General features: G+C 69.6%; 16 protein-coding genes and 4 tRNA genes. 5 read left to right on the top strand and 15 right to left on the bottom strand.

Annotation, left to right across the window (positions count from 1 at the left end):
• Nucleotides 1-32 precede the first annotated feature (32 nt).
• The 9 genes from ACSDQ9_RS06170 to ACSDQ9_RS06130 form a co-directional block, all read right to left on the bottom strand.
• A tRNA-Trp gene (locus ACSDQ9_RS06170) sits at nucleotides 33-105 on the bottom strand.
• 124 nt (nucleotides 106-229) lie between these two features.
• A complete protein-coding gene (locus tag ACSDQ9_RS06165; RefSeq protein WP_435144995.1) occupies nucleotides 230-1,291 on the bottom strand; it encodes an LCP family protein in 1,062 nt (353 codons plus the stop codon).
• Between the two features lie 3 nt (nucleotides 1,292-1,294).
• Nucleotides 1,295-2,581, bottom strand: a complete 1,287-nt coding sequence (locus ACSDQ9_RS06160; RefSeq protein ID WP_435144992.1) for an aminotransferase class I/II-fold pyridoxal phosphate-dependent enzyme — start codon at nucleotides 2,579-2,581, stop codon at nucleotides 1,295-1,297.
• Between the two features lie 170 nt (nucleotides 2,582-2,751).
• A complete protein-coding gene (locus ACSDQ9_RS06155; protein ID WP_435145252.1) occupies nucleotides 2,752-3,867 on the bottom strand; it encodes a UDP-N-acetylmuramate dehydrogenase in 1,116 nt (371 codons plus the stop codon).
• 44 nt (nucleotides 3,868-3,911) lie between these two features.
• On the bottom strand, nucleotides 3,912-4,355 hold the full coding sequence (locus tag ACSDQ9_RS06150) for a MaoC/PaaZ C-terminal domain-containing protein (protein ID WP_435144989.1): 444 nt from the start codon (nucleotides 4,353-4,355) through the stop codon (nucleotides 3,912-3,914).
• 1 nt (nucleotide 4,356) lies between these two features.
• Nucleotides 4,357-4,797, bottom strand: coding sequence for an FAS1-like dehydratase domain-containing protein (locus ACSDQ9_RS06145; RefSeq protein ID WP_435144986.1), 441 nt, complete (start codon nucleotides 4,795-4,797; stop codon nucleotides 4,357-4,359).
• Between the two features lie 92 nt (nucleotides 4,798-4,889).
• On the bottom strand, nucleotides 4,890-5,060 hold the full coding sequence (gene rpmG / locus ACSDQ9_RS06140; RefSeq protein WP_435144984.1) for a 50S ribosomal protein L33: 171 nt from the start codon (nucleotides 5,058-5,060) through the stop codon (nucleotides 4,890-4,892).
• Nucleotides 5,061-5,096: 36 nt separating this feature from the next.
• A tRNA-Met gene (locus ACSDQ9_RS06135) sits at nucleotides 5,097-5,171 on the bottom strand.
• A gap of 49 nt (nucleotides 5,172-5,220) precedes the next feature.
• Nucleotides 5,221-5,293 (bottom strand) — tRNA-Thr (locus ACSDQ9_RS06130).
• A 304-nt stretch (nucleotides 5,294-5,597) separates the two neighbouring features.
• Between ACSDQ9_RS06130 and deoD the strand changes: the two genes are divergently transcribed.
• Complete coding sequence (gene deoD / locus ACSDQ9_RS06125) at nucleotides 5,598-6,335, top strand: purine-nucleoside phosphorylase (protein WP_435144983.1); 738 nt, start codon at nucleotides 5,598-5,600, stop codon at nucleotides 6,333-6,335.
• A 75-nt stretch (nucleotides 6,336-6,410) separates the two neighbouring features.
• Here the strand turns inward: deoD and ACSDQ9_RS06120 are convergent.
• Nucleotides 6,411-6,496: transfer RNA gene (locus ACSDQ9_RS06120), tRNA-Tyr, on the bottom strand.
• A 128-nt stretch (nucleotides 6,497-6,624) separates the two neighbouring features.
• On the opposite strand from ACSDQ9_RS06120, the gene ACSDQ9_RS06115 reads away from it, so the two are divergent.
• The 4 genes from ACSDQ9_RS06115 (at nucleotide 6,625) to ACSDQ9_RS06100 (ending at nucleotide 10,129) form a co-directional block, all read left to right on the top strand.
• Complete coding sequence (locus ACSDQ9_RS06115) at nucleotides 6,625-7,116, top strand: YajQ family cyclic di-GMP-binding protein (protein ID WP_435144981.1); 492 nt, start codon at nucleotides 6,625-6,627, stop codon at nucleotides 7,114-7,116.
• Between the two features lie 61 nt (nucleotides 7,117-7,177).
• Complete coding sequence (locus tag ACSDQ9_RS06110) at nucleotides 7,178-8,068, top strand: exodeoxyribonuclease III (protein ID WP_435144978.1); 891 nt, start codon at nucleotides 7,178-7,180, stop codon at nucleotides 8,066-8,068.
• 80 nt (nucleotides 8,069-8,148) lie between these two features.
• Nucleotides 8,149-8,766 (top strand): ArsR/SmtB family transcription factor, encoded by a 618-nt coding sequence (locus tag ACSDQ9_RS06105; RefSeq protein WP_435144975.1) that lies wholly within the window; start codon nucleotides 8,149-8,151, stop codon nucleotides 8,764-8,766.
• Between the two features lie 70 nt (nucleotides 8,767-8,836).
• Nucleotides 8,837-10,129 (top strand): MFS transporter, encoded by a 1,293-nt coding sequence (locus tag ACSDQ9_RS06100; protein WP_435144972.1) that lies wholly within the window; start codon nucleotides 8,837-8,839, stop codon nucleotides 10,127-10,129.
• An 84-nt stretch (nucleotides 10,130-10,213) separates the two neighbouring features.
• Here the strand turns inward: ACSDQ9_RS06100 and ACSDQ9_RS06095 are convergent, their stop codons facing one another.
• The 5 genes from ACSDQ9_RS06095 to ACSDQ9_RS06075 all read right to left on the bottom strand — a co-directional run bounded on the left by ACSDQ9_RS06095 (nucleotide 10,214) and on the right by ACSDQ9_RS06075 (nucleotide 14,125).
• Entirely contained in the window at nucleotides 10,214-11,182 is a 969-nt protein-coding gene (locus ACSDQ9_RS06095; RefSeq protein WP_435144969.1) for an enoyl-CoA hydratase/isomerase family protein, read from the bottom strand.
• The gene (mptB, locus tag ACSDQ9_RS06090; protein WP_435144966.1) at nucleotides 11,175-12,677 is read right to left on the bottom strand and encodes a polyprenol phosphomannose-dependent alpha 1,6 mannosyltransferase MptB; all 1,503 of its coding nucleotides are present in this window, start codon (nucleotides 12,675-12,677) and stop codon (nucleotides 11,175-11,177) included. The genes ACSDQ9_RS06095 and mptB overlap by 8 nt, the downstream gene beginning before the upstream one ends.
• The gene (locus ACSDQ9_RS06085) at nucleotides 12,674-13,060 is read right to left on the bottom strand and encodes a 4Fe-4S binding protein (RefSeq protein WP_435145250.1); all 387 of its coding nucleotides are present in this window, start codon (nucleotides 13,058-13,060) and stop codon (nucleotides 12,674-12,676) included. The genes mptB and ACSDQ9_RS06085 overlap by 4 nt, the downstream gene beginning before the upstream one ends.
• Nucleotides 13,061-13,134: 74 nt before the next feature.
• Nucleotides 13,135-13,740 (bottom strand): NADH-quinone oxidoreductase subunit C, encoded by a 606-nt coding sequence (locus tag ACSDQ9_RS06080; RefSeq protein ID WP_435144963.1) that lies wholly within the window; start codon nucleotides 13,738-13,740, stop codon nucleotides 13,135-13,137.
• The gene (locus ACSDQ9_RS06075) at nucleotides 13,733-14,125 is read right to left on the bottom strand and encodes an NADH-quinone oxidoreductase subunit B (RefSeq protein WP_435145247.1); all 393 of its coding nucleotides are present in this window, start codon (nucleotides 14,123-14,125) and stop codon (nucleotides 13,733-13,735) included. Before ACSDQ9_RS06075 ends, ACSDQ9_RS06080 begins: the two co-directional genes overlap by 8 nt.
• Nucleotides 14,126-14,314 lie beyond the last annotated feature (189 nt).

The following is a 14,314-nucleotide window of genomic DNA, read 5'->3' as shown; positions in this document are numbered from 1 at the left end:
CTGGTCAGCAGGACCACTTCGATCCTGCCTCGCAGGGCAAGAGGGACTTGAACCCCCAACCTGCGGTTTTGGAGACCGCTGCTCTGCCAATTGAGCTATTGCCCTTCGGTGGCCACCGTTTCCGAACAGGCCGGAGCCGGTGGAGCCACCAAGGGAACAGTGTAGGCGAATTGGTCCGGGGCGTCGAACCGGCCGTTCCTGCTCCCCGCTGGGTCGACGGCGGCGGCCGTCAGGCCCCGTACTTCTTGGCGTAGGCGTCCATGGTGTCGGTCTGCATCGCCTTGGCGAGCTCGGCCAGACCGGCCTTGTCGACCACGTCGATCGACTGCCCGTCGGCCGAGGTGCCGAAGCCGTCGATGGGCGCCTGCAGCGAGTGGATGCCCGTCTCGGGGTTCACCCGCAGCGACGTCGCCACCGAGCGGATCGTCTTCGAGTCGAGTTCGGACGAGACCGTCATGCAGGCGGCGAAGGTGTCGACCGTCTGGCCGAACTTCACCGGGTTCGCGAGGGTCTCGGGAGTGAGGGTCTTCTTCATGATGGCCGTCACCACGTCGCGCTGACGACTGGCCCGGTCGAGGTCACCGCGGGCCAGGTCGTAGCGCTCGCGCACGTAGGCCAACGCCTGCTTGCCCTGGATGGTGATCTCGCCCTCGGGGAAGGTGTAGCCGTCGCTCGCCGACGCCTGCGAGTTGTAGACGGTCACCCCACCCAGCACGTCGGTCAGCTTGATGAAGCCCTCGAAGTCGATCACGGCGGCGTGCTGCATGCGCACGTTCAGCATCGACTCGAGCGTGGCGATGGTCAGCGGCGGGCCACCCCACGAGTAGGCCGCGTTGATCTTGGCCTCGCCCCGCCCCGGGACCGTCACCCACATGTCGCGGGGGAACGAGACCAGGTAGATGTCCTTGCGGTCACCCGACAGGTAGGCGACCATCAGCGAGTCGGAGCGCCCCTGGTCGGCACCGCGCGAGTCGGAGCCCATCAGCACGAACGTCATCGGCTGACCCGAGGCCGCCGTGTTCGTCGGTTCGGCCGGGCGCGGGCTGCCGTCGGACGAGGTGTCGGACGGCATCATCGACGAGTTGCGGCTGACGTGGTCGATGGCACGACTGACGCGACCCAGGTAGTAGGCGACGGCCGCCCCGCCGGCGAGCACCACCACCAGCAGCACCGTGAAGAACACGGTGGCGAACCGGCGCCGCTTGCGCCGTTGGGCCGGGGTCACCTCGGCCTGGCCGGACTCGTTCTCGTCCGGCTGGTCGGGCGAACGCTCGTCATCGGGGCTGGTCATCGGTCACGCCTTCTGGTGGGAGGGGTCCTGCTCACTACGGTGCTTCTCGAGAGCGGCCACGAGCACGCAGGTGGCCAGTCCGTCCATCGCTTCGGTCAGTTCCCCGAGCGTGGGGAAGGTGGGCGCGATCCGGATGGTGCGATCGTACGGGTCATGCCCAAGCGGATGGGAAGCCCCGGCCGGAGTGAGCGCGATGCCCGCCTCCTTGGCCAGCTGCACGACCCGCGAGGCCGTGCCCTGGGGCACATCGAGGGTGACGAAGTACCCACCCGTGGGACGAGTCCAGCTGGCGATGCCGTACTGCCCCAGTCGCCTCTTCAGGGTGTCGAGCACGATCTGGAACTTGGGCTCGATCAGGGCGCGGTGCTTGCGCATCAGGGCGCGCACCCCCTCGGCATTGCGGAAGTAGGTGGCGTGGCGCAGCTGGTTGACCTTGTCGGGGCCGATGGCGCGCTTGCCGTAGTGGCTCAGGTACCAGTCGAGGTTCGCCGACGAGGCGCCCATGAAGGCGACCCCGTCGCCGGCGAAGGTGACCTTCGAGGTCGACGCATAGGTGAACACCCGATCGGGGTTGCCGACCTCGGCGGCCAGGGAGACGACGTCGAGCGGGGCGGGCTCGTCCGCGGTCAGGTGGTGCAGGGCGTAGGCGTTGTCCCACAGGATGCGGAAGTCGTCGGCGGCGGGCATCGACAGCAGGGCGCGGGTGGTCGACTCGTCGTAGGTGACGCCGGTCGGGTTGGCGTACATGGGCACGACCCACATGCCCTTGACCTGCGGGTCGGCGAGCAGGGTGCGCACCTCGTCGAGGTCGGGGCCGTGCTCACCCAGCTCGATCGGGATCATCTCGATGCCCAGGTCCTGGCAGATGGCGAAGTGGCGGTCGTAGCCGGGAACCGGGCACAGGAACTTGACCTTGCGACCGGCCCAGGGCTGGCCGCCGGGGAGCCCGTGCAGCATCGCGAAGGCGACGGTGTCGTGCATCAGCGACAGGCTGGAGTTGTCGCCGGCCAACAACAGGTCGGGGGTGGTGTTGAGCAGTTCGGCGAAGATCGCCCGCAGCTCGGGCAGACCGTTCAGCCCGCCGTAGTTGCGCACGTCGGTGCCATCGGCAGCCTTGGTCGCGACCGGGGTGGTGAGCAGGGCATTCGACAGGTCGAGCTGATCGGGGGCGGGCTTGCCTCGGGTGATGTCCAGCTTCAGTCCACGGGCCTTCAGTTCCTCGTACAGCGACAGCTGCTCGTCGGCGAGGTCGGACCGCTGCTCGGCGGTGAGGTCTGCGAAAGTGCTCATGGGCCCATTGTCATGCATGCCGGTCGGTGCGGACGAACGCGGCGGTGACGACGGACGATCGCCCGGGGTTGCCGCCCTCATCGCATCTGCCGCGTCTCGTCGCATCTGCCCACGTTGCACCATGGTGCAAACGCGACAAGAGGCGGCAGATGCGACTCAGCAGATGCGACTCAGAGGGAGCAGTTCACCAGCACCGGCTCGGGCACCAGCGTGATCCCGAAGGCGTCCCGCACGCCGTCGCGCACCGCCCTCGCCAGGGCCAGCACATCGTCCGCGGTCGCCCCGCCGCGATTGGTGAGCGCCAGGGTGTGCTTGGTCGACAGGGTCGCGCGCCCCTCTCCCAGCTGGGCACCGAACCCCTTCTCAAACCCCGCGTGCTGGATCAGCCAGGCGGCGCTGGTCTTCACCAGGCCGTCAGTCTGGGTAAAGCGGGGGGCGTCGGCGGGCAGCTCGTCCGCCTGATCGGGAGTGAGCAGCGGGTTGGTGAAGAACGAACCGGCGCTCCAGGTGTCGTGGTCGGCCTCGTCGAGCACCATGCCCTTGCGGCCGCGGATCGCGAGCACCGTGTCGCGCACCTGGGTGAGGGGCGCGCGTTGGCCGACCTCGACCCCTAGCGCCGCCGCGAGTTCGGGGTAGCGGATGGGCATCGACAGCGGTCCGAGCTCGAACTGGAAGCTGACCTGCAGCACCACGTAGCGATCGGGCTGGGCCTTGAATCGGCTCATGCGGTACGAGAAGTCGCAGTCCGAGGCCGCGAAACTGGCGATCCGGTTCTCGTGGCGGTCCCAGGTGCGCACGCGGGCGATGGTCTGGCTGACCTCGGTGCCGTAGGCCCCGACGTTCTGGATCGGCGTCGACCCCACCAGCCCCGGGATGCCCGACAGCGTCTCGATGCCGATCCATTCCTTGGCGACAGCGAACGCGACCAGATCGTCCCAGTTCTCGCCGGCATTGACGGTGACGAAGGCGCCGGCGCAGTCGCTGACCTGCGCGGTGACGCCGCGCCACGCGACCCGCACCACAGTGCCGGGGAAGCCGTCGTCGCCGATCAGCACGTTCGACCCGCCCGACAGCACGAGCACGGGCTCACCGCGCTGGTCGGCATCGCGCACGGCCGCCACGATGTCGGCCTCGGTGGTGGCGCGCACGTAGCGGCCCGCGGGTCCGCCGACGCGGAAGGTGGTGTGGTCGGCGAGCTGCGCGCTGGTCGACGTGTCGGTCTCCGGTCCCTGCGTGGCGACGCGGTCGGTGATCCGACAGGAGTCGGCCGACGAGGTGAACTCCATCGTCTCGTCCTGCTCCACGGGCTGGCGCGAGGCCTCGGACGAACTCACGGCCGCACCTCGACCTTCGCGTTGCCGAGCACCGTCTGGTCGTCCACGGTGACGTCGACCTGAATCGTGACCAGGTCGTCGGTCACCGACGACACGGTGCCCGCGATCTGCAGCGCGGTGCCCTCGGCGGTGTCGGGCACGGGCACGGGGCGGGTGAACCGCACGGCGTACCCGACGAGGTCGTCGGCGGCGCGTCCGGTGGTCGCGAGCCAGGCGGTCACCTCGCTGAGGGCGCGACCCATCGTCCACATGCCATGGGCGATCGGGGTGGCCAGACCGAGTTCGTGGGCGGCCCGGTCGGAGTGGTGAATGGGGTTGAAGTCACCCGACGCACCGGCATACCGGACGAGGTCGGTGCGGGTCACGTTGACGGTGACCGACGCGAATCCGTCGCCGGGGTTCAACGGCTGGCGCGTGGCGGGGGTGGGTGCGTCGCCCATGTCAGGCCTCCTTGCGGGAATCGTCCGAGAGGGGAGCGTCGTCTGCCGGGCGGGTGTGCACAAGGGTCGCGGTGGCGCGGCAGACCGGCTCCGACTCGACGGACATCTCGACCACGATCGTCACCATGTCCATCGCGCCGCGGTTGCGCACCTTGTCAACGACCAGTTCGGCCGTCACCAGGTCGCCATCGCGCAACGGCCGGACGAAATCGAAGCGCTGGTCGGCGTGCATCGTGCGGTGCAGCGCCAGCCCCAACTCGGGGTCGGCGAACAGGCCGTCCCACGCCCGTGCACCGATCACCATGGCGAACGTGCCGGGAGCCTCGGGGCCGGTGCTGCGGTCGCCGATGGCGGCGCGGAACTCGTCGATCTTGGTCTGGGTCACCAGGTAGGGCGTCGCCAGCGGGTAGCGGCGGCCCACGTGGTCGGGCGTGATCGGCATGCCCCCAAGGCTAGTGCCCGTCCCGGGAATGCAACGACCCCGCCGGGCAGGGCCCGACGGGGTGTCGCTGAAGACTCGGAAGAGCCGCTGGGTCAGCGGGTCTCGCGGTGCAGCGTGTGCTGGTTGCAGCGCGAGCAGTACTTCTTCAGGTCGAGACGATCGGGATCGTTGCGACGGTTCTTCATCGAGATGTAGTTGCGCTCCTTGCACTCAGTGCAGGCAAGCGTGATCTTCGGGCGAACCTGGGAAGACTTCTTGGCCATGATGGTCCTCGTTTCGAAATGATGTGCGGAGCTGCTTGGTAGCGAGGACGGGATTTGAACCCGTGACACAGCGATTATGAGCCGCTTGCTCTACCCCTGAGCTACCCCGCCACTGGTGGGTCCGGGTCTCGCAGCGGTGCCGCGAGACCCGGTTCCATCGAGCCCCCATGCGGAATCGAACCGCAGACCTTCTCCTTACCATGGAGACGCTCTGCCTACTGAGCTATAGGGGCCAGCCGAAGAAGAAACTTACAGGACGAACCGGGGCTCACGCAAAACGAGGGACGAGGCCCCGGGCTCGCGTGGATCCACCGGCTCGGCGAGCGTGCTCGACTGGCCGATCCGATGGGAGTGGAACGCTCGGCGGGCGGCGGTTGTTCCCGGGGTGCGGGCCGGTGCCGATCGATGATCTCGACACGGCCGCAGGCGGCCTACTCGATCGGCGGTGGAAGGGTCCGTCGGTCGAGACCACGGGCGTGCGGTGAGAGACTGGGCCGGTCGTCGCCACCACATCAGCACGTCCGAGGAGGACCCCCGATGCCGACTCCCCACATCGCCGCCCAGCCCGGCGAGATCGCTCCCCTGCTGCTGATGCCGGGCGACCCCCGCCGGGCCGCCCGCATCGCCGAGACCTTCCTCACCGACGCCACGCTGGTCAGCGAGGTGCGCGGCAACGGCTGCTGGACCGGCACCCACGAGGGCACCCCGATGTCGGTGATGGCCTCGGGCATGGGCATCCCGACCCTGTCGATCTACGCCACCGAGCTGTACCGGGAGTACGGCGTGCAGCGTATCTGCCGGGTCGGCACGTGCGGCGGCATCTCGTCCAAGGTGAAGGTGCGCGACGTGGTGATCGGGTCGTCCGCGCACACCAACTCGCAGGTCGCCACCATCGACGCGCCGGGGCTCTCCCTGAGCCTGGCCGCCAGCTTCGACATGCTGCGGGCCGCGGTCGACACCGCGCGCGCCGCCACCGAGCGCGCCGACACCGATCTGGGCGAGGCATCGGTGCACGTGGGGCCGGTGTTCTCGTCCGACTTCTTCTACTCGGCGCGCACCGACATCGTCGCGGCGCTCGACCGGCTCGGCACCCTGGGCGTCGAGATGGAGGCGGCCGGCCTCTACAAGTGCGCCCTCGAGAACGACCGCGAGGCGCTCACCGTGCTGACCGTCTCTGACCACCTCAAGGACGGCTCCGGCGACATGTCGTCAGAGGAACGCGAGACCCGATTCGGGGCCGCCCTGAGGATCGCGGCCGCGGGCCTGATGGCCTGAGGATCGTCCGTCTTCAGCGGCTCGAAACCGGCCCTGACAAGCAACAAGCCCCGGAATCCATCCGATTCCGGGGCTTGGTGGCAGGTGTAGGGTTCGAACCTACGTAGGACGACGCCGACGGTTTTACAGACCGCTCCCTTTGGCCACTCGGGCAACCTGCCGTGCTGGTTCCCCAGCGATCGGCAACGATAGCCCATCGCCCCCGGCCAGCACCAACTCGATAGGTTGGATCGCGAGGCTTCGCCCACCACCATCGACCAGCCACCACCACGAACAAGGGGATCACGCCATGGCCGACAGCTCGTTCGACATCGTCTCGAAGATCGACCGCCAGGAGGTCGACAACGCTCTGGGGCAGGCGGCCCGCGAGGTCAGCCAGCGCTTCGACTTCAAGAACACCGACTCAACCATCAAGTGGTCGGGCGAGACGACCATCGAGATGGAGTCCAGCGGCGAGGAGCGGGTGAAGGCCATCTGGGACGTCTTCCAGTCCAAGCTGATCAAGCGCGGCGTGAGCCTGAAGGCCGTCAAGGCCGGCGACCCCCGACTCTCGGGGAAGATGTGGAAGATGACAGCCTCGACCGAGGAAGGCATCACCCAGGAGAACGCCAAGAAGGTCGCCAAACTCATTCGCGACGAGGGCCCCAAGGGTGTCAAGACCCAGGTTCAGGGGGACGAGCTGCGGGTCTCGTCGAAGAGCCGTGATGACCTGCAGGCGGTGCAGCGGCTGGTCAAGGAGGCCGACTACGACTTCGCCGTGCAGTTCGTGAACTATCGCTGAGAGGGCTGGCCGGTCAGGGATGGGCAGCGAACCTGTCGGAGCGGCCCCCTAGGGTGGTGCCGTGCTCAGGATTTCGACCTTCAACGTCAACGGCATCAGGGCCGCGCAGCGCCGCGGGTTCACCGACTGGCTGACCCGCCGCGACCCCGACGTGGTGGCACTGCAGGAGATGCGCTGCCCCCTCGCCGAGCTGCCCCGTGACGCGTTCGGCCGGCTCCACCTCAGCTACCACCCGGGCACGACCGCCGGACGCAATGGCGTCGCGGTGCTCACCCGCGAGGCGCCCGCCGCCGTCCGCGCCTGGGGCGAGGGGTCACTGGTGGCCCACCTCGACAGCGATCATCCGCTGACCGTCGAGGTCGATCACTCGACGCTCGCCCGGGAGTTGCGCCACTTCGCCGACGAGGGTCGCTACATCGAGGTCGACCTGGCCGATCGTCCGTTGACCGTGGCGTCGCTCTACCTGCCCAAGGGCGGCACCCCCTTCAGCGACGAGGCATCGCTGGCCAAGTACGAGCGCAAGATGCGCTTCCTCGCGGGCTTCGCCCGTCAGCTCGGACGATCCCGGCGCGCGGCTCTGGCCGCCGGCCGCGAGTTCGTGGTGCTGGGTGACTTCAACGTGGCGCACACGAAGCTGGACCTGAAGACGTGGAAGACCAACCAGAAGTCCGAGGGATTCCTGCCCGAGGAACGCGAGTGGTTCGCATCGATCACCAGCCCGCGCACCCTGATCGACGTGGTGCGTCGGCTGCATCCCGACGAGCCCGGCCCCTACTCGTGGTGGTCGTGGCGGGGGCAGTCGTGGGCCTTGGATTCCGGTTGGCGGATCGACTACCACCTGGCCACGCCGACGTTGGCGAAGGCCGCGGTCGCCGGCGGCACGGACCGTGACGAGACCTACGAGGCCCGCATCTCGGACCACTCCCCCGTCACCGTCGACTACGACGTCTGATCTGTCCCGATCACCGAGCCATCCGATTCATTGCACAAGAGCTCTTGTGCAATGCCTCTTGTGCATCTAGAGTGGTGCCCATGAGCACCCCCGTCGACCCGACCACGCCCGACCGGACGACCCCCGAGCAGGGCGTCCCCGAGCGGACGATCACCGACCCGGCCGTGCTCCGCGCCTACGCGCACCCCACTCGCCTGCGCATCCTCGACCTGCTGCGCGCCAAGGGACCCCTCAAGGTCTCCCAGATCTCCGACGACCTCGACGAGGCCATCGGCTCGATCAGCCACCACCTCAAGCCCCTCGAGGGCGCCGGCCTCGTCGAGCGCGCCCCAGAACTCGCCCAGGACCGCCGCGAAACGTGGTGGCGCGTGCCCGTCGGCCGCACCTCCTGGAACCGCTCCGACATGACCCCCGCGGCCGCGCAGGCCGCCCTGCAGGCCGAGGAACTGATGCTCCAACGCCAGTTCGACCTCTTCCGCCGTGCCCTGCACGAAACCCCGGACGAGGGCTGGACCGACGCCAGCTTCGCCACCTCGACCTGGCTGCACCTCACCGCGGACGAACTCCGCGACCTCAACCAACGCCTCAACGAGCTGATCGACCAGTTCCGCGAGACCTCGCAGCATCACCGGGCCGAACCGGGGAGCGGGTCTCGTCCGATCTTCTTCTCGGCGCGGGGCATCACCGCCGAGCCCTGAGCCAGCCGCCTCACCCGTTCACCCCACCCCGGCACTCCCACCCCAGCCCTGCTCCCGAGAGGAGCCACTCATGGCCACGTCCACAGGCACCGCCATGCCCTCATCACCCATCACGACCCAGCCGACACCACCGCCCCTGCATTGCAACAGCGGCTTCGTGCACCTGTTCGCCTCGCAGACCCTGGCCATCACCGGGAGCGCCATCTCGTCGGTGCTGCTGTCGCTGGTGGCGATCTCGACCCTGCACGCGAGCGGCCTGTGGGTGGGGCTGATCACGGCCGCCACCTGGGTGCCGTGGGTGGTGATCGGACTGCCGGCCGGCGCGTGGATCGACCGGCTGCCGCCGCTGCGCGTGATGATCGTGGCCGACCTGGCCTCGTTCGCGGCCCTGGTGTCGCTGCCGATCGCGTGGGCCACCGGCACCCTCAGCCTCGTCCAACTGCTGCTCGTACAGGTGACGGTGGGCACGGCGGCGGTGTTCTTCCAACCCGCCCGCACAGCGCTCATTCCGCAGCTCGTCGAGCGCGGACACCTGCCCAAGGCCAACTCCTGGCTGTCGGGGAGCGAGTCGGTGGGGGTCACGGCCGGCCTGCCGATCGGTGGCCAACTGGCTGCCGTGATGGCCCCGGCGCTCGGGGTGGTGGTCGACGCGGTCGGGTACCTCGCCTCGGCGATCCTGCTCAGCCGGATTCGCCTGACCGGGCGCGAGGCCACCGCCAGGGGCGAACATCCGCCCTTGTGGCAGGGCATCAAGGAGGGCCTGCGGTTCACCTTCGGCGACCCCCTGCTGCGGTGGTTCACCGCCCTGGGCAGCCTGGCCAACTTCGGGCTGACGGGGTTCCAGACGCTGCTGGTGCTGTTCTTCGTGCGTGAGGTGGGGCTGTCGTCGACCGCCATCGGGTGGGCCATGGCCTGCAACACCGTCGGGAACATCGGCGGGGCTCTGCTCGCGCCGGCCATCGGCCGCCGCTGGGGCACCGGACGCTCCCTGCTGGGGCTGTCGGTGGTGATCGCCGCGGCCGTGATGATGGTGCCGTGGGCCGACACCCCGCTCACCCTCACCCTGATGCTGGTGGGGCTGGCCACCACCGGCTTCGCCATCGTGGCCATGAACGTGATCCGTCAGGCCTGGCGCCAGGGCTACGTGCCCACCCGGCTGATGGCTCGCTCGACCACCGCCTCACAGTTCGTCAACTTCGGGCTGATGCCGGTGGCCTCGGTGGTCGCGGGCGTGCTGTCGGGCCCGTGGGGCATTCGGACGACCATGCTGGCCATGTGCGCCGTCGTGGCCGTGGCGAACCTGGCCATCTTTGCGGGCCCGGTGCGCCGCCATCGAGACCTGCCGGAGCGCGTCGCCGCCTGATGACCGCCACAACCCGCACGCGGGCTTCGTCGACCCCCCTTGTTGAGGCGTCGACGAAGCCCGCGTGCGGGTTGTGGTACTGATTCAGCCGAAGAAGGCGTCGACCTCGGCGGCGGAGACCTCATCGAGCGAGGCATGGCGCCAGGTCGGCGAGCGGTCCTTGTCGACCAGCTGGGCGCGGACGCCCTCGACGAAGTCGGAGTCGCCGGTCATGAACCGGGTGGCCAGCGCCAGATCCTGGGCCAAAACCTCGTCGACGGTGCTCATCGATCGCGCCCGGCGCAGCGCCTGCAGGGTCACCGCCACCGACAACGGCGACTTCGCGGCCAGCAGGTCGGCCGCCTCCCCAGCCCCCGACGCCCCATACTCCCGCAAGCGCGCCAGAATCTCGGGCGCCGACTCGGCCGAGAAGCACTCGTCGATCCAGCCTCGCGCCCTGGCCAGTGCTGACGAGTCCGGGTGGGTCTCGAGCTCGTCGACCTCGGTGAGCAACCCCGCCCACAGCGCCGACGAGGCATCGACCGAGGCACCGGTCAGCGCCATCCACTCCCCGGTGCGCCCGGGCATGCGCGACAGCGGGAACAGTGCCCCGACATCGGGAAACAGTCCGATGGTGGTCTCGGGCATCGCCAGCTGGGTCGTCCGATCGCCCTCGCGGCTGCGGCAGTGCACGGACAGTCCCATGCCGCCGCCCATGGTGATGCCCGTCATCACCGCGTGGGTGGGCTTGGGGTAGTGGGTGATCAGGGCGTTCAAGCGGTACTCGTCGGTGAAGAACTGCACCGCCTGGTCACCACCGGACAGCACCTGGTCGCGCAGCGCGCGCACGTCGGCTCCGGAGCAGAACCCGCGCTCGCCCGCACCCTCGAACCGCACCCGGGCCACCGCATCGTCGTCGGCCCAGGCCAGCAGCGTGCGCTCGATGTCGAGCACCATCGCGTGGGTGAGGGCGTTGATGGCGCGCGGCCGGTCGAGAGTCACGACCCCCACACGGTCGCGCACCTCGAACCTCACCTCGGGCGCGTTCAACTCAGACATGGGTGCCTCAGACATGGGTTGCCTCCTGTTCGGCACGCTCCATTTCGGCCCGGGTGCGCCGCTCGTGCGACCAGACCTGGAATCCGTAGGCAGCCAGAGCCGCCACCCCCAACGCGACCGCGCCATTGCGCATCGACAGGTTCACGGCCGCGTACGACAGCAGCACGATGGTGGCCACGATCGCGGCGCGCACCACCTTCGCCGAGGGCCGCGCGAGCGGCAGCAGCAGTCCACCCCACAGCACGTACCAGGAGTGCAGGGCGGGCGCGAAGATCGCCACGGCCAGGTACGACCACGACAGGTAGGTGATCGGACGACGCCTCGCCACGGTCACCGCCCCCACCGCCAGGACGATGACCGAGGCCGCCAGACCGACGGCGCGGGAGTAGCGCACCGACACCTCGGCAGCCTGCTCCCACCCGACGAGGTCGAAGAGGATCTTCAGCCCCTGACCGAGCACGGTGAACGGCGACACCGTGGTGACCATGCCGGGCACGTTGACGGCGTTGTACCAGCCGAAGTACAGCCCCGACACGACCGAGATCAGCGCGAAGACCCCACCCGCGAGTCCGAGCGCGACCAGCGCCCGGAACACCACGATCGCCACATCGGACGGGGCCACGGTGCGCCACGGCCGACGGATCAACGGGAGCGCATAGGCCGCCAGCAACGCCGGTTGTTTGATGGCTGCGGCGACGCCGACGACCACCGCGGCGGGCAGCCACCCCCAGTGAGCCTTGTGGGCGACGTAGACCGCGAACACCACCAGACCCATCATCAGCGAGTCATTGTGGGCGCCGCCGATGAAGTCGATCACCAGCACCGGGTTGAGGGTGGCGAACCACGCCGCGAACGCGGGATCGACGCGCATCAGGGTGGCGAGCCGGGGAATGCACAACCCGATCAACCCGACGCCGATCAGCGCCGGGATGCGCATCAGCAGCGCGGCCAAGTAGGGGTCGAAGCCCGACACGTCGACGAGCAGGTGGCTCATCTGCAGCGCCAAGGGACCGTACGGAGCCGGCGTGAACCGCCACACCCAGGCGACCTGGTCGGCGAAGCCACCAGGCAGCACCCCGGGGCCCTGCTGGTAGGGGTCGACACCGTTGTGCAGCATCCATCCTTGGGCCGCGTAGGAATAGGCGTCGTGGCTGAAGATCGGCGGCGCGAACACGAACGGCAGCCCCCAGATCAGAAGCACCGCCCAGTGCCGCAGGTCGTGCCAGGTCTCGGTGGTTCGGTGGGGCACCCCACCCGCCGGACGAAGCCGGAACCACGCCTGCACCAGCAGCGCCACCCCCGCGAGCACCAGCAGGTTGAAGGCCACCTTGGCGACCGGGTTGTCGAGGTGCGCCCACCGCATGATCGGCCACCAGGGCGAGTTGCGCGGCAGGTAGGCGGGGGTCAGCGACCCCACCGCGATCAGCAGGGTGCCGTACATGCCCCGGCGCACGTCGGCCACGCGCCAAGCTTCGGCCAGTTGCTCCCAGCGCTCCCGCAGCGCGTTCATGACGTCCCCGGTTCGGGCGGCGCGAGCGGCTCGGGCGGCGCACCCAGATCGGGCGGGGCCAACAGGATCCGATCGTGCACCAAGTCGGCCCGACTTCCGCCCGACGCGACGTGCTCGCCGCCCCACTCGAGCGCGTCGAAGGGACACTCCTCGATGCAGATGCCGCAGTACATGCACAGGGTCCAGTCGATGTCGAAGCTGTCGAGCACGTTGTGGGTGCGCTCGCGGCCGCGACCCGGGTGCCGCCCGCTCGGGCCGACCCCGGCATCGGGCACCACCTCGGAGTGCGACCCGATGCTGATGCACCACGTGGGGCATTCGCGCACGCAGATCATGCACGAGGTGCACCGGTCCTCGATCAGGTGGATGCGCCCGTGCCCCAGGCTGGCTGCGGACTCGGGGGCACCCGTCGTCTCGCCGGCCCCGAGCTCCGCCCCGGCCGGCCTCTGGTCGCTCGTCATCCGCGCCGCCTGCGCACGCGTCCGCCCGAGACATCGGCCGCCACCTCGGCGGGGTCGGCCTGCACCCCGCGGGCCCGCACCTCGGGGCCCCACACCTGCGCGTCGGGCACCCCCACGGGCAGCGTGCGTCGACGCGAGGCCTGGGCTCGTCCGTCGGCCTCGGGATCCTTGGCCCCGGGCCACGGGGTGACCGCGCGAGCCACCAGCACCGAGTCCTTCAACAGCGGACGATGGGCCCTCACCCCTGCCGGCTGGTGCCAGAGCAGCGGCCGATCGTCGCCGTCGGCGAAGCTCACCCCGAAGAAGTCGTGCGCCTCGCGCTCGTGCCAGCTCGCACCCGGGAACACTCCCGCCAGGGTCGGCAGCGAGCCGCCCTCGCGGGGCACGCGCGTGTGCAGGTCGAGGGCGTCGCGGCCCTCGGCGGTGACCCGCACCACGCGGACGACGACCCGCAGCTGCTCCTCACCGGGAGCCGCGTCGGGGGCGGGTCGTCCGATCTCGTCGACGGCGTGCAGCGAGTCGAACCAGTCGAAGCCCTCGTCGACGGCGGCCCGGACGGCCTCGACCCACTGCTCGGGGGGCACCGTGCGCGGCTCAGCCATGGCCCACCTGCGAGGCGACGGCGGCGACGTAGTCGGCCAGCGACGAGGGCGCCGGCGGGCACCCCGGAATGTAGTGGTCAACCTCGACCAGCTGGTCGACACCCTTGGTGACGGCGTAGGAATCCCAGTACGGACCACCGGCGCAGGCGCAGGCCCCGAACGAGACGACCAGTCGGTCGGCAGGGAGCGCGTCGATGCGGTCGGCGACCAGGGTTGCCACCGGGTCGGTGAGGGTTCCCGAGACGACGGCGACCACGCGTGCTCCGGCCGGCACCTCGGCGAGGCGGGGGGCGCCCTCGGGCACGGCGAACTCCGACTCCACGGCGCAGCAGGCCAACGACAGGTCGACGACGACCACGCTGCCGTCGCCGAACCAGTCGATCACCGGTCCCCTCCCCCGTTCCGGGGGGCGCGGCGGCGCGGACGCCAGCACGGGCAGGTCGACAAAGGTCACCGACCCAGCCTAGCGAGCGCCCCACCCGTGGGGTCGGACGAGGCAGCGATCCACATCGGTCGGCCGGTGGGAGGTTTTTTCTCCCGGTGGGAAGAACTCTCACCCCAAAAACCGAGTGGG

Origin of the sequence: Aestuariimicrobium soli, assembly GCF_051192575.1 — a bacterium.
Taxonomy (GTDB): domain Bacteria; phylum Actinomycetota; class Actinomycetes; order Propionibacteriales; family Propionibacteriaceae; genus Aestuariimicrobium; species Aestuariimicrobium soli.
Note: the sequence above shows the minus strand (reverse complement) of the source record. Positions and strands in the feature narration are given on the sequence as shown.

Coding starts and splice junctions, on each gene's coding strand:
- ACSDQ9_RS06165 (WP_435144995.1), bottom strand. CDS start 1,291: ATGACCAGCCCCGATGACGAGCGTTCGCCCGACCAGCCGGACGAGAAC.
- ACSDQ9_RS06160 (WP_435144992.1), bottom strand. CDS start 2,581: ATGAGCACTTTCGCAGACCTCACCGCCGAGCAGCGGTCCGACCTCGCC.
- ACSDQ9_RS06155 (WP_435145252.1), bottom strand. CDS start 3,867: ATGGAGTTCACCTCGTCGGCCGACTCCTGTCGGATCACCGACCGCGTC.
- ACSDQ9_RS06150 (WP_435144989.1), bottom strand. CDS start 4,355: ATGGGCGACGCACCCACCCCCGCCACGCGCCAGCCGTTGAACCCCGGC.
- ACSDQ9_RS06145 (WP_435144986.1), bottom strand. CDS start 4,797: ATGCCGATCACGCCCGACCACGTGGGCCGCCGCTACCCGCTGGCGACG.
- rpmG (WP_435144984.1), bottom strand. CDS start 5,060: ATGGCCAAGAAGTCTTCCCAGGTTCGCCCGAAGATCACGCTTGCCTGC.
- deoD (WP_435144983.1), top strand. CDS start 5,598: ATGCCGACTCCCCACATCGCCGCCCAGCCCGGCGAGATCGCTCCCCTG.
- ACSDQ9_RS06115 (WP_435144981.1), top strand. CDS start 6,625: ATGGCCGACAGCTCGTTCGACATCGTCTCGAAGATCGACCGCCAGGAG.
- ACSDQ9_RS06105 (WP_435144975.1), top strand. CDS start 8,149: ATGAGCACCCCCGTCGACCCGACCACGCCCGACCGGACGACCCCCGAG.
- ACSDQ9_RS06100 (WP_435144972.1), top strand. CDS start 8,837: ATGGCCACGTCCACAGGCACCGCCATGCCCTCATCACCCATCACGACC.
- ACSDQ9_RS06095 (WP_435144969.1), bottom strand. CDS start 11,182: ATGTCTGAGGCACCCATGTCTGAGTTGAACGCGCCCGAGGTGAGGTTC.
- mptB (WP_435144966.1), bottom strand. CDS start 12,677: ATGAACGCGCTGCGGGAGCGCTGGGAGCAACTGGCCGAAGCTTGGCGC.
- ACSDQ9_RS06080 (WP_435144963.1), bottom strand. CDS start 13,740: ATGGCTGAGCCGCGCACGGTGCCCCCCGAGCAGTGGGTCGAGGCCGTC.